This window comes from Clostridium cadaveris (assembly GCF_020911725.1).
Classification (GTDB): Bacteria; Bacillota; Clostridia; order Clostridiales; family Clostridiaceae; genus Clostridium_X; species Clostridium_X cadaveris.
The window spans coordinates 2,080,435-2,095,149 of sequence record NZ_CP076620.1 but is presented as its reverse complement, the minus strand read 5'-3'; the positions used below and the strand labels follow the sequence as shown (position 1 = coordinate 2,095,149).

10 protein-coding genes and 1 riboswitch are annotated in these 14,715 nt (G+C 31.7%); all 10 genes read left to right on the top strand.

Annotation, left to right across the window (positions count from 1 at the left end; translation table 11 throughout):
- Positions 1-8 precede the first annotated feature (8 nt).
- A complete protein-coding gene (locus tag KQH81_RS09915) occupies positions 9-548 on the top strand; it encodes a cob(I)yrinic acid a,c-diamide adenosyltransferase (RefSeq protein WP_027639978.1) in 540 nt (179 codons plus the stop codon).
- A gap of 247 nt (positions 549-795) precedes the next feature.
- On the top strand, positions 796-2,676 hold the full coding sequence (gene htpG, locus KQH81_RS09910; RefSeq protein WP_027639977.1) for a molecular chaperone HtpG: 1,881 nt from the start codon (positions 796-798) through the stop codon (positions 2,674-2,676).
- Between the two features lie 42 nt (positions 2,677-2,718).
- Positions 2,719-2,800: riboswitch (Fluoride riboswitch) on the top strand.
- An 81-nt stretch (positions 2,801-2,881) separates the two neighbouring features.
- Complete coding sequence (locus KQH81_RS09905; protein ID WP_230028185.1) at positions 2,882-4,081, top strand: cation:proton antiporter; 1,200 nt, start codon at positions 2,882-2,884, stop codon at positions 4,079-4,081.
- 117 nt (positions 4,082-4,198) lie between these two features.
- Entirely contained in the window at positions 4,199-5,755 is a 1,557-nt protein-coding gene (locus KQH81_RS09900) for a UDP-glucose--hexose-1-phosphate uridylyltransferase (protein WP_230028183.1), read from the top strand.
- A 31-nt stretch (positions 5,756-5,786) separates the two neighbouring features.
- Positions 5,787-6,101 (top strand): hypothetical protein, encoded by a 315-nt coding sequence (locus KQH81_RS09895; protein ID WP_027639974.1) that lies wholly within the window; start codon positions 5,787-5,789, stop codon positions 6,099-6,101.
- A gap of 134 nt (positions 6,102-6,235) precedes the next feature.
- Positions 6,236-7,066 (top strand): ethanolamine utilization protein EutJ, encoded by an 831-nt coding sequence (gene eutJ, locus KQH81_RS09890; RefSeq protein WP_027639973.1) that lies wholly within the window; start codon positions 6,236-6,238, stop codon positions 7,064-7,066.
- 69 nt (positions 7,067-7,135) lie between these two features.
- The gene (locus tag KQH81_RS09885) at positions 7,136-9,754 is read left to right on the top strand and encodes a calcium-translocating P-type ATPase, PMCA-type (protein WP_230028182.1); all 2,619 of its coding nucleotides are present in this window, start codon (positions 7,136-7,138) and stop codon (positions 9,752-9,754) included.
- Between the two features lie 273 nt (positions 9,755-10,027).
- Positions 10,028-10,981, top strand: a complete 954-nt coding sequence (locus tag KQH81_RS09880; protein ID WP_027639971.1) for a helix-turn-helix domain-containing protein — start codon at positions 10,028-10,030, stop codon at positions 10,979-10,981.
- Positions 10,982-11,183: 202 nt separating this feature from the next.
- Entirely contained in the window at positions 11,184-12,959 is a 1,776-nt protein-coding gene (locus KQH81_RS09875; RefSeq protein WP_027639970.1) for an ABC transporter ATP-binding protein, read from the top strand.
- Positions 12,952-14,679: an ABC transporter ATP-binding protein gene (locus KQH81_RS09870; RefSeq protein ID WP_027639969.1), complete on the top strand. Its 1,728-nt coding sequence runs from the start codon at positions 12,952-12,954 to the stop codon at positions 14,677-14,679. Before KQH81_RS09875 ends, KQH81_RS09870 begins: the two co-directional genes overlap by 8 nt.
- Positions 14,680-14,715 lie beyond the last annotated feature (36 nt).

Genomic DNA, 14,715 nt, shown 5'->3' with positions numbered 1-14,715 from the left:
AACGAAATATGCAGATATACACAAAAACTGGTGACAAAGGGCAAACATCCTTATTTGATGGTACAAGAGTAGATAAGGATTCTGACAGAGTAGAGGCTTATGGAACTATAGATGAACTAAGTTCATTTATAGGTTTAGCTGACACTTTTGTAGAAGATAAAGAGATAAATGAAATACTGCTTAGAATTCAGAAGAAGCTGTTCTTTGTAGCAGGACAAATTGCAACTATAGACAAAGAAAAATTCAAATATAAAATTAAGGAAGGAGATATAAAAGAGCTTGAAGATATAATAGACAAATATATAGCAAAGACTCCTAAAGTAGATGCATTTATAGTGCCAGGAACATCTAAAGCATCTGCATCCCTTCATGTAGCTAGAACTGTTTGCAGAAGAGCGGAAAGAAGAGTCATTCATTTAAGAAGAATAGAAGATGTGGAAATACTAGTTAAATATATAAATAGACTTTCAGATACACTTTACGCATTAGCTAGATATTTAGAAAAAGAAATAATACCTATGAATTTTGAAGACGCCTATAATGAATAATAAATTCAGTAAAACTTTAATAACTGAACTTAACTATTAAAATATTAAGGAAAATTAGTAACCCCAGCATGATTTAATAATATTATGATGGGGTTAATTTTTTTATATAAGATGGGGATAGAAAATATTTTAAATCAATATGTATTGACATAATAAAGAAAAAGTGGTATATAAAAGTTATGTGTTAGCACTCAAATGCAATGAGTGCTAATAGAAATTAAAACATAGAAATAAGGAAGTGTTTGGATTGGAAAAAAGACAGTTTAAGGCAGAATCAAAAAGATTATTAGACCTTATGATTAATTCAATTTATACTCATAGGGAGATTTTTTTAAGAGAACTTATATCAAATGCAAGTGATGCTATTGATAAGATTTACTACAAAGCTCTTACTGATGACTCTTTGAAATTCGAAAAATCTGATTATTATATAAAGATTGAGGCAGACAAAGAGAATAGAACTATAAAAATAATAGATAGCGGTATAGGAATGACTAAGGAAGAGCTTGATGAAAATCTTGGAGTTATTGCTAAGAGTGGTTCATTACAGTTTAAGAAAGAAAATGAATCAAAAGAAGGATATGATATAATAGGACAGTTTGGAGTTGGATTTTATTCTTCATTTTTAGTAGCAGATGAAGTTACCGTTATTAGTAAAGCATTAGGTAGCGATGAAGCTTATAAATGGCAGTCTTCAGGAGTAGATGGATATAGCATAGAGCCATGTGAAAAAGAAACTGTAGGTACAGAAATTATACTAAAGATCAAGGAAAATAGTGAAGAAGAAAATTATGATGAATATTTAGAAGAGTATAAGTTAAGATCACTTATAAAGAAATATTCTGATTTTGTAAGATATCCAATAAAGATGGAAGTTACATCTTCAAAACTTAAAGAAGGTAGTGAAGATGAATATGAAGAGTTCAAAGAAGAACAGACTATAAACAGCATGGTACCTATTTGGAGAAAAAATAAGAGCGAGCTTACAAAGGAAGATTATGAAAACTTCTATCATGAAAAACACTATGGCTTTGATAAACCTTTATCTCATGTTCATATAAGTGTAGATGGAATGGTAAGCTACAATGCTATTTTATATATTCCAGAAAATATGCCTTATGATTTTTATACAAAAGAGTATGAAAAAGGGTTAGAACTATATTCTAGCGGAGTTATGATAATGAATAAATGCTCTGATTTGCTACCTGATTACTTTGGTTTTGTAAAAGGAATAGTTGATTCAGAAGATTTATCTCTTAACATTTCTAGGGAAATGTTACAGCATGACAGGCAATTAAAGCTTATAGCCAAAAACATAAAGAATAAAATAAAAGGTGAACTTGAAACCATGTTAAAGAATGACAGAGAAAAGTATGAAAAGTTCTTTGAAACTTTCGGACGTCAATTAAAATATGGTGTATATAGTGACTTTGGAGCAAACAAAGATGTACTTCAAGATTTACTCATGTTCTATTCATCAAATGAAAAGAAGCTTGTAACTTTAGCTGAGTACGTATCTAGAATGCCAGAAGATCAAAAATATATCTACTATGCATCAGGAGAATCTATAGATAGAATTGAAAAGCTTCCTCAAACAGAACTTGTATTAGAAAAAGGATATGAGATACTTTACTTCATTGAGGACGTGGATGAATTCGCTATAAAGATGCTTATGAATTATAAAGAAAAGGACTTTAAGTCAGTTTCAGACAGTGATTTAGGAATAGAATCAGATAAGGAAGAAAGTGAAGATAAGGCTGTTGAAGAGGAAAATAAAGATTTATTCTCTTCAATGAAGGAAATATTATCTGACAAAGTTAAAGCAGTAAGAGTATCAAAAAGGCTTAAGAATCATCCAGTATGCCTAGCTACAGATGGTGAAATAACAATTGAAATGGAAAAAGTTCTAAATTCTATGCCTAATAATCAAAAAATAAAAGCAGAAAAGATTTTAGAATTAAATGTCCATCATGATGTATTTAAAGCCTTAAAAGAAGCTTATGAAAATGACAAGGATAAATTTACACTATACACTAATCTTCTATATAATCAAGCTATATTAATAGAAGGTCTTTCATTAGATGACCCATTAGAGTTTACAAATAATATATGTAAGATAATGAAATAAAAATATATAATTGACTACTTTAAAATACCATGATAAACTTATAAAAGTATTGGGAATGAAGTTCTCCCATAGTATTCTTTTATGCTAAAACCGCTGAATTTAGGCTGATGACTTCTGTGATTATCAATCACAGGGTTATCAGCTTTTTGTTTTGCAAATATCGCATAGATTAGAAAAAATATAAAAAATAAAGAGGAGGGATGGTATGCTTACGAGCTTAGCACTTATATTTTTATTAGGACTGATTTTGGCGGATATATTCAATAAACTTAGACTTCCGAGATTATTAGGAATGATTGCTACAGGAATATTACTAGGACCACATGTATTTAATGTTTTAGATGGAACAATACTTGGTATCTCAGCAGATCTAAGAAAAATATCTCTTATAATAATTTTAATTAGAGCAGGATTAGCCTTAGATATAAAGGAATTAAGAAAAGTAGGAAGACCAGCAATGTTTATGTGCTTTGTACCAGCAACTTTTGAAATTCTAGGTATAGTTTTCATAGCACCTAAAATTTTAGGCGTAACAATAGCAGAAGCAGCTGTTATAGGAGCAGTAACGGCAGCAGTATCACCAGCTGTTATTGTCCCTACTATGATAAAACTTATGGATGAAAAATATGGAACATCTAAGAGTATACCTCAACTAATAATGGCTGGAGCATCAGTTGATGATGTGTTTGTCATTGTACTATTTACATCTTTCACATCCTTGGTAGATGGAGGAGAAATTTCAATTTTAAATTTAATTCAAGTACCAATATCTATAATACTTGGCATAATATTAGGAGCATTAATTGGATATTTTGTTACGATAATATTTAAAAAAATACATATGAGAGATTCTATTAAGGTTTTAATAATTATAAGTATCTCATTTTTACTTATTGCATTGGAAAATGGTTTTAAAAATATTGTGCCATTTTCTGGACTTTTATCAATAATGACTATGGGAATTTCATTACTAAAAAATTATGCTATTTTAGCGAAAAGACTTTCTCAAAAATTTAATAAGCTATGGGTAGGAGCTGAGATAATATTATTTGTTCTTGTAGGAGCTACTGTAGACCCTAAATATATAGTATTGTCAGGAATTGGTGTAGCAATAGTTATATTAGGAGGTCTTGTATTTAGAGCTATAGGAGTATTAATTTCACTAATAGGTACAAATCTTAATGCAAAGGAAAGGATATTTTGTATATTTGCATATTCACCTAAAGCAACAGTCCAGGCAGCAATAGGGGGAATTCCTTTAGCTATGGGATTATCATATGGAAATACAGTACTTACTGTTGCAGTACTTGCAATTATTATAACAGCACCTTTGGGAGCTATAAGTATAGATTTAAGCTATAAAAAACTTCTTGAAAAAGAAAAAAATAATGAATATGTAGCTTAAAAAATATCTGTATATTGCTTACAATGGCTATATTCCTAAATTAAATAGCAATAATCTTTAAAGGAATTTATAGATTTTTGCCTAATTATATATTATAACAATTTAGGAGGGGACAGTATGTCATATCAAGAAAAGATGAAGGAAATAAATTTCGTCAATATAGACATAAATTATGAGATAAATAGACTTCTTCAATATGGGATTCGTGAAAATCTTATAGAAGAAGAAGATATAATTTATATAGCCAATAAAATAATATCAATTTTGAATTTAAAAGAATTTGTGATGCTTGAAGATTTGAACATAGGAGATACAAGGCTATGCGAAATATTAGATAATATTTTAGATTTTGCTTATGAATGCGGTGTGCTGAAAAACAATGATGTCACCTATAGGGATCTTTTAGATACTGAAATAATGGATTGTTTTATAAGTCATCCATCAGTTATTAATAAAAGGTTTAAGGAATTATACAATGAGAATAAGAGAAAAGCTACAGATTATTATTATGGCTTATCTATAGCTTCTAATTATATAAGAGAAGACAGGATAAAGAAAAATTTAAAGTGGAAAAGCAAGACAAAATATGGTGACTTGGATATCACAATAAATTTATCAAAACCAGAAAAGGATCCTAAGCTTATAGCTTTAGCAAAGAATATGCCGCAAAATAGCTATCCTAAATGTGCTTTGTGTTATGAAAATGTAGGATTTGAAGGCAGTATAAACCAGGCTGCAAGACAAAATCATAGAATTATTCCACTTGTATTAAGTGATGAAAAATGGTGTTTACAGTATTCGCCTTATGTGTACTATAATGAGCATTGCATCGTATTTAAAAAGGAACATACACCTATGAAGATAGTGCCGATTACATTTGAAAGATTATTAGACTTTATAGAACAGTTTCCACATTATTTTTTAGGATCTAATGCAGATCTTCCAATAGTGGGAGGTTCTATACTTTCTCATGACCATTTTCAAGGAGGAAATTACGAATTTCCTATGGCAAAGGCAGAAAAAGTATGTGAGGCTTCTATATATGGGTATGAAGATGTGAATGTTCAATATATCAATTGGCCTTTGGATGTTATAAGAATAACAGGAAGCAACAAGGGTGAATTATCTGAATTAGCCTATAAGATTTTTAGTGTATGGAAAAAATATTCTGATGAAGAAATAGGAATTAAAGCCTTTTCAGGAGAGACTCCTCACAATACTATAACTCCTATAGCCAGAAGAAGGGACGAAAAGTTCCAGCTAGATTTGGTGCTTAGAAATAATAGAACTGATGAAAAGCATCCTTATGGCATATATCATCCAGATGAATCTCTACACCATATCAAAAAAGAGAACATAGGTCTTATAGAGGTTATGGGACTTGCGGTGCTTCCAGCTAGACTTAAAGAAGAACTTAAACTTTTAGAAAATGTAATGTTAAAAAGTGAAGATATAGATGTTTTGGATACAGAGTCTTTGATTAAGCACAAAGACTGGTGTTTAAAAATTATGAAACAATATGATAATATAAATGAATCTAATGTAGAAGAAATACTTCATAAGGAAGTTGGTATGAAGTTTATGTCAGTATTAGAGTGCTGTGGTGTATTTAGAATGGGTAATAGAAAAGAGGCTTTTTATAGATTTATAAATGAGATAAATGGCAAAAATTAATTTATGAAATAAACTGAAAAGGAATGACGATATGTTTAATATAAATGAACTAATTGATGGAGATATCTCAAAATATGATGAAGAAACTAGGCTTTATATTGATACATTAAGAGAAAAACTGAGAGAAAATATAAAGGAAGCTCTAGTGGATGACATGGCTGAGAAAATGATAGATGCATTAAACAGTGACAAAGAAGAATTTCGATCTATCCTTGAAACACTTTTAGAAAACAAGAATAAAGGATTAAATAATCTTCCTTTAAGAACTCTTTTAGATATGTATATCACAAAGAAGGGGCAAGAAAATTTCGTAAAGCTTATTGAAAAAACAAGTGAAGAACTTTAATTTTAAAACAGAGGTAGGAGCTTAAAGCTTAATATCTCTGTTTTTATTTTTGTTTAATATCAAGATGAAAACTTGGAAATACTAGAGAGATGAAGGTTATAAACTTATAGACATTTGAGGAAAAAGGTGAATATATGGAAAGCTTAAAAGAAGCCAACGAATACATAAAAGAAGTTGAGAATACTTTTTCTAAACCGCAGCTTGTAGATAAAGATAGAAAGCTTAAAATAGGAGTGGATCTTGGTACTTCTAACATAGTTATTGTAGTTTTAGATGAACAGAATAAACCTGTAGCAGGAGAACTTTACAAGGCATCTGTAGTTAGAGATGGTATAGTAGTAGATTATTTAAATGCCGTTAACATAGTCAAAAAATTAAAAGTTAATTTAGAAAAAAAGTTAAATAGATCGCTTAATTATGCAGCCACTGCAATACCGCCAGGCATAGGTGGAGGTAATACTAAAGTTATAAGAAATGTGGTAGAGGCAGCAGGGTTTGAAGTTACAAATATAATTGATGAGCCCACAGCAGCATCCTTAGTTTTAAACATTAAAAATGGGGCAGTGGTTGATATTGGAGGAGGAACTACAGGCATATCAATATTGAAAAATGGGGAGGTTATATATTCTGGTGATGAACCTACAGGAGGTCATCATCTCACTTTAGTGATTTCAGGAAACTTTGGTCTTGAATATGAAAAAGCTGATACTTTTAAAGTTAAAGACGAAAATTATAACATGGTGTTTAATTTAGTTAGACCTGTCATAGAGAAGATGGCTGATATAGTTTCACACCATATAATAGGATATGATGTAGATACAATTTATCTTGTTGGAGGAACTTGCTGTTTAAAAAACATAGAATCAATAGTAGAAAAGTATACTAAAGTAAAAACTATAAAAACATATAATCCGCTTTTAGTAACTCCTATCGGAATAGCTATGAGTAGTGAGGCTAAAGATTGAGATTTTATTGATACTAAATATAAGTATTAAACTAAATAGCAGGATTAAAATCTTAAGGAGGACATACAAATGAGAAGACCTTATGAAATGACAAAAGAAGAAATTATGAACTATCTAGAAGTAAAACCTAATGGTCTGTCAAAAAATGAAGTAGAGAGTAGAAGAGAAAAGTATGGAGATAATGAATTACAAGAAGGAAAAAAGAAAAGCATATTTCAAGTATTTCTTGAGCAATTTAAAGATGTTCTTGTTGTCATACTTTTAATAGCAGCAACAATATCCATGTTTTTAGGCAATGTTGAAAGTGCAATAGTTATATTTGTTGTTGTAATTATAAATGCTTTATTAGGAACTGTACAACATGTAAAGGCAGAGCAGTCTTTAAATAGTTTAAAGGCGTTATCATCACCAGTTGCAAGAGTTCTTAGGGATGGAGAAAAGATAGAAATACCATCAAAGGAAGTTGTAGTTGGAGATATATTATATCTTGAGGCTGGAGATTTCGTAAGTGCAGATGGAAGAATAATCGAAAATTATAGTCTGCAAGTTAATGAAAGCTCTTTAACAGGAGAATCAGAAAGTGTAATAAAAACTGATGAAATTATAAATGAAAAAGATATACCTGTGGGAGATAGAAAAAATATGGTTTTTTCAGGCAGTCTTGTTACATATGGAAGAGCTACACTTGTAGTTACTGCAGTAGGTATGGAAACAGAAATAGGAAAGGTAGCGGAACTTCTAAATACAACAAAAGAGAAGAAAACACCTCTTCAAATCAATTTAGATAACTTTGGTAAAAAACTTGCCATAGTTATCCTTATAATAAGTATCATAGTATTTGGGTTAAACATGATAAGAGGTCAAGCGCTTGTTGATTCATTTATGTTTGCGGTAGCCCTTGCGGTAGCAGCAATACCTGAAGCATTAAGCTCAATAGTTACAATAGTATTATCTCTTGGAACTCAAAAGATGGCAAAGGAAAATGCTATAATAAGAAAGCTTCAAGCTGTAGAGGGACTTGGAAGTGTATCCATAATATGTTCTGATAAGACAGGGACTCTTACTCAAAACAAAATGACTGTGAAAAAAGTTTTTATAAATAATCAGATAAAGGAAGCAGATGATATTAGTTTAGATGATGAATTAGAAAAGAATTTATTAACTATGGGGCTTCTTTGCAGTGATGCTATAACAGATGGACACAAAGAAATAGGAGATCCTACAGAGGTTGCTTTAGTAAACTTTGCTGATATGTATGGTATTGATGAAATAAAGATGAGAGACCATTATGAGAGACTAAGTGAAATACCTTTTGATTCTGATAGAAAACTTATGAGCACTGTATGCAGAATGGATAAAAAAAATGTGATGATAACTAAGGGTGCATTGGATGTAATACTTAACAGGACAAAAGATATAATAACAGCTGATGGTATAAGTAAAATAACAGATGACCATATAAAAAATATTGAAAAGGTAAATAGAGAGTTTTCAAAAACAGGACTTAGAGTATTGGCTTTTGCCTTTAAAGAACTTAAGGACAAAACGGATATAAAACTAGGAGATGAAAATGATTTAACATTTATAGGGCTTATTTCTATGATGGATCCTCCAAGAGAGGAGTCAAAACAGGCTGTTGAGGAATGTATAAATGCTGGAATAAAACCTGTTATGATTACAGGAGACCATAAGATAACAGCAGCTGCCATTGCCAAGCAAATAGGAATTTTAAAAGATGAATCAGAAGCTGTTGAAGGCTCAGAACTTGATAATTTAAGTGATGAAGAATTAAAAAGCTTTGTTGAAAAAATATCAGTTTATGCTAGAGTATCTCCAGAGCATAAGATAAGGATAGTAAGAGCTTGGCAGGAAAAAGGAAATGTGGTTGCTATGACTGGAGATGGCGTTAATGATGCTCCGGCGCTAAAACAGGCTGATATAGGTGTTGCTATGGGGATTACAGGATCAGAAGTTGCAAAAGATGCAGCCTCTATGATACTTACTGATGATAATTTTGCAACTATAGTGAAAGCTATTTCTAATGGAAGAAATATTTATGGGAACATTAAAAACTCCATAAAATTTTTGCTATCAGGAAATACTGCAGGAATACTAGCTGTTTTATATGCATCCTTATTTGCATTACCAGTGCCATTTGCAGCAGTTCACCTATTATTTATAAATCTTCTTACAGATAGCTTGCCAGCTATAGCTTTAGGATTAGAGCCACACAGTAATAATGTTATGAAAGAAAAGCCTAGAGATATTAATGAATCCATATTAACAAAGAATTTTGCTTTAGAAATAATATTAGAAGGTATAGTGATAGCAGCAGCTACCATAACTGGCTTTCATATTGGATTAAACGCTGGTGGCCCTGCTTTAGCTAGTACAATGGCATTTGCTATCTTGTGCTTAGCTAGATTAATTCATGGATTTACAAGCAAATCAAAAAAACATGTGTTATCCGGGAAAGCATTGTTTTCAAATAGATATTTATGGGCGGCTTTTGGAGTAGGCTTTGTACTTTTAAATTTAGTAATATTAGTTCCATTTTTACAGCCTATATTTGAGGTGGATTCTATGACTATGAATCAATTATTAACAGTTTATGGATTATCATTACTTCCATTTATAATAATACAGCTTGTTAAGTTGGCATTTGATAAAAAATCTAAGGAAGATTAGAATAAATTAAAAGTTTTTAAAAATCTTTATAGGAATTTCAATAAATCAGCAAACAGTGTAGTTCTTTTTATTATTACACTGTTTGCTATATGAATTTAATTTTTTTGAGGCCTAATTAAATGTACTAGTTTATTGACAAAATACGGTATTTTAATTATAATATATGATTGTTAGCCTTGACTAATTATATTTTTTATTGAAAGTTAGTTTAAACTAACTGAATTGTATAGTCATAAATATAAAACTAAGTTCTAAAAAGGATGTGTATACAAAATGAATGCAACACAAAGGGAAAAAAATATTTATGGGAGTGATGTGGAGATCATTTACCGTGATTTTGATTGTACTATATATAGACTTAGTGATGAAACGGGTAATATAGAAATGAAAAGCTACACAGTTTTTCCTGGAATAGAGTTGATTTATAATGATGTCCACAAGCAAGAATGTTTGCTTGAAAATTCAAAACCAGAAAATATTTTTGAAATCAATCATTGCCGTGAGGGGCGTATTGAGTGTGAATTCAAAGATGAGTTTTGCTATCTTACACCGGGGGATCTATCTATTGCATACAAGTCTAATATGGAACATGGTTCATATTTTCCTCTTGGGCACTATCAAGGCATATCTATTATAATAGATATGGAAAAGGTACCTCAATGCTTTTCTTGTTTTCTTGATGATGTGAATGTCAGTCCTAGTATTCTTATAAAAAAGTTTTGTCAAGATAATAAAGGTTTTATTGCTCGTTCTGAACCAAGTATCGAGCATATATTTTCAGAGCTTTACTTTGTTCCTGACAGAATTAAAAAGGGGTATTTTAAGGTTAAAATCTTAGAACTATTTCTTTTCTTAAGCAATATGGAAGTAAATACAAAGGAGAACGAAAAACAATGTGTTTCTAAATCACAGGTGAGCCTTGCAAAGAATATTTGTAAGTATCTTACTGAACACATGGAAAGTCATGTCACATTGGATCAGCTCTCAGAGATTTTTCATATTTCTGGAACACAGATTAAAAACAGTTTCAAAGCTGTTTATGGTGTTTCTATGTATTCATATATTCGAACACAAAAAATGCAATCAGCAGCATTACTGCTAAAAAAGAATAATTGTAAAGTTATCGAAATTGCTGGGCGATTCGGGTACGATAATGGAAGTAAGTTTGCCAAAGCTTTTAAAGATATAATGGGAGTAACGCCTAATGAATATAGAATGTCAAAATAAGTATGTCTTTTTGGAGCCTTATTCTTTCCTTTTGGAGCGGAATAGGCTTTAATTTTATATTAAGATAATTAAGTAAGATGCTGGAAGGCATTTATTTTTTTAAAGATGAGTTAGTTCTAGCTAACTCGTTTAAAGAATTCAATGAGAAATCTTATCTTACAATTATAAGAGAATTGAAGATTTTTAAAAGGGGGAATGAAAGATGGATAAAAAATCAGATATGTCAAAATTATTTGACTATGCTGGAAAGTTTAAAATCCTGACGGTTTCATCATGGATTCTGTCAGTGGTCAGTGCATTTATGGCACTTGCACCCTTCGTATATATTTGGAAAATCATCAAAGAAGTTCTTGATGTTTCTCCAAACTATAGTAATGCTCAAAGTCTTGTTCATAATGGTTGGATGGCTGTTATATTTTCAGTGTTATCCATGCTGATTTATATTGGTGCCTTGATGTGTTCACATATAGCAGCATTTCGTGTACAGGCAAATATTCGATCTTATGCTATGCATCATATCGCAACATTACCACTTGGTTTCATGGATAATATAGGTAGCGGTAAAATGAGAAAAATTGTTAATGAATCTAGTGAGGCTACTGAAACCTACCTTGCCCATCAACTTCCTGATATGGCTGCAGCTTGCGCTACACCAGTTGGACTTTTAATATTGATGATGGTATTCGATTGGAAGCTAGGTCTGCTTTCTTTGATTCCAGTATTTGCTGCGTTTGCAATTATGTCAACTATGACAGGTGCAAAAATGAAAGAAAAAATGTCAGAATATCAAAATGCTCTCGATTCTATGTCTAATGAAGCAGTGGAGTATGTGAGAGGTATTCCAGTAGTAAAAACCTTTGGACAATCTGTATTTTCATTCAAGCGCTTCAAGGCATCCATTGATAATTATAGCAAATGGGTGATAGCATACACTAAAGACTTGCGTATGCCTATGATGTGTTATACCACAATCATAAACTCTATTTTTACAATACTTATTGCAGTAGCACTTTTTGTAACCAAAGATGGTGTAACAAATAAATTCCTGCTTAATTTACTATTTTACATCATAATAACTCCAATAATTACGGTTACGCTAAATAAAATCATGTTTGCTAGCGAAAATAAAATGATTGTTGCTGATGCTGTGAGTCGTATAGAAAGCATTATGAAAATGAAACCATTAATGGATTCTAAAACTCTTGGTCATCCTAAAGATAACTCTATAGAACTAAGAGATGTTTATTTTCGTTATCATGATGCAAAGACAAAGGCACTTGATGGTATTAGTTTGAGCATTAGTGCTGGTGAGCATATTGCTTTTGTTGGTCCTTCTGGTGGTGGGAAAACAACACTTGCTAGTGTGATCGCGAGATTTTGGGATGTAGATAGTGGTGAAATAAAAATTGGAGGTATAGACGTTCGAAATATTGCCAAAAGAGAACTCATGAATACTGTGTCTTTTGTATTTCAGGATTCCAAACTTCTCAAAGATTCTATTCTTGAAAATGTACGTATAGCAAAGCCTGAAGCTAGAAGAGAAGAGGTTCTTGCAGCACTTCATAAGGCGCAATGTGATGATATTATCGAAAAAATGCCAAAAGGTATTGATACAATAATTGGTACAAAAGATATATATCTTTCAGGTGGTGAACAGCAACGTATATCTATTGCCCGTGTCATGCTAAAAAATACGCCTATTCTTATTCTTGATGAAGCTACAGCTTTTGCTGATCCTGACAATGAAGCGAAAGTGCAGAAGGCATTCTCTGAATTGTCAAAGGGCAAAACTGTTATTATGATCGCACATAGATTGTCAACTATAACGAATGCCAATCGCATCTTTGTTTTAAAAGATGGTAAGATTGTAGAATTTGGTAATAATATGGAACTTATCGAAAAAGGCGGTTTGTATGCTCATATGTGGAAACAGTATAATGTTTCTTCTAATTGGAAAGTGGGTGGAATAAATGATTAGATATTTGAGACATAAATATGCACTTTCTGAAAAAGGTGCAAGAGATATGATAAAAGCGTTTATAGCATGTACGTTATCTAATATTGCACTAATGGCTCCAGTGTCTCTGCTATATTTTTTAATATCCGATATTATGGGAAGGGGACTGACAGATAGAACAATATTTTATATCATTGGTATTATTATTTGTCTTGCAGCGATTTTTATTACCACTTATTTTCAGTACAATGCAACATTCTTTGCAACATATGAGGAAAGTGGCATCCGACGTATTACGCTTGCAGAAAGACTTCGCAAACTTCCGCTTTCATTCTTTGGAAGAAAGGATTTGTCTGATCTTACTAGCACTATTATGGCAGATTGCGCAAGACTAGAAACAGCATCTTCACATTGGATACCTGAATTGGTTGCTTCATTGATTTCAACAAGTATTATAGCTATAAGTTTATTCTTTTTTGATTGGCGTATGGCTTTGGCAGCACTTTGGGTATTACCTGTGTATTTCTGTATTGTATGCTTTTCTGCAAAAGTTCAGAAGGCACTTAGCAGACGTCAGATGGCTGCAAAAATGGATTGTGCAGATGGAATTCAGGAGTGCTTAGAGTCAGTACGTGATCTGAAGGCAAATAATGCAGAAGATAAATATCTTGAGGGATTGGACAGAAAAATTAAAGCTGTTGAGAAAAGGGCAATTTTATCAGAACTTGGGGCGGCTATATTTGTGGCTTCTTCAGAAATGTTTCTAAAGATTGGTATTGCTACAACAGCACTAGTAGGAGGTATACTTCTTGCAAACGGAACTCTTGATGTTTTAACATTTTTTATGTTTCTTTTGCTTGTATCAAGACTTTATGATCCAATGCAGATATCATTGCAGAATCTTGCAGCAATTATTGCAACTAATATTCAATGTGAACGTATGAATGAAATACTTGAACATCCAACACAGATGGGTTCTGAAAATTTAAGTAATAAAGGATATGACATTGTATTTGATCATGTTGGATTTGCCTATAATAAAAATGAGCAAGTTTTAAGAGACGTTTCATTTACTGCAAAACAAGGTGAGGCTACGGCTTTAATTGGACCATCTGGTGGTGGCAAAACAACTGTTTCTCGTCTTGCTGCACGTTTTTGGGATGTGACTAAAGGAAAAATTACGGTAGGAGGTATGGATATATCACAGGTAGATCCTGAAACTTTGATGTCTTTGTATTCTATCGTGTTTCAAGATGTAACTTTATTCAATAATTCTGTTATGGAGAATATACGTATTGGGTGTAAGGATGCTACTGACGAAGAAGTTATAAAGGCCGCAAAGCTAGCACATGTAGATGAATTTGCTAAAAAGATGCCTAATGGTTATCATACTTTTATCGGGGAAAACGGTTCAGAACTTTCAGGAGGGGAAAGACAGCGTATTTCTATTGCCAGAGCTTTCCTAAAGGATGCACCAATTATTCTTATGGATGAGGCTACCGCTTCTTTAGATGTTGAAAATGAAACTATGATACATGAATCATTGTCTCGACTTATGAAAAACAAGACTGTACTAGTTATTGCTCATCGAATGAGAACTATTTTTGGTTCAGATAAAATTGTTGTTCTTGATAATGGTTATGTTGTACAGCAAGGATCACATGCTAAGCTTATCAAACAGGATGGTATTTATAGTCATATGGTGAAAATTCAGCAGCAGGCCAGTGGATGGAAAATATAATTTTGATATCTTATGAATATAGGTTTAATACAAAAT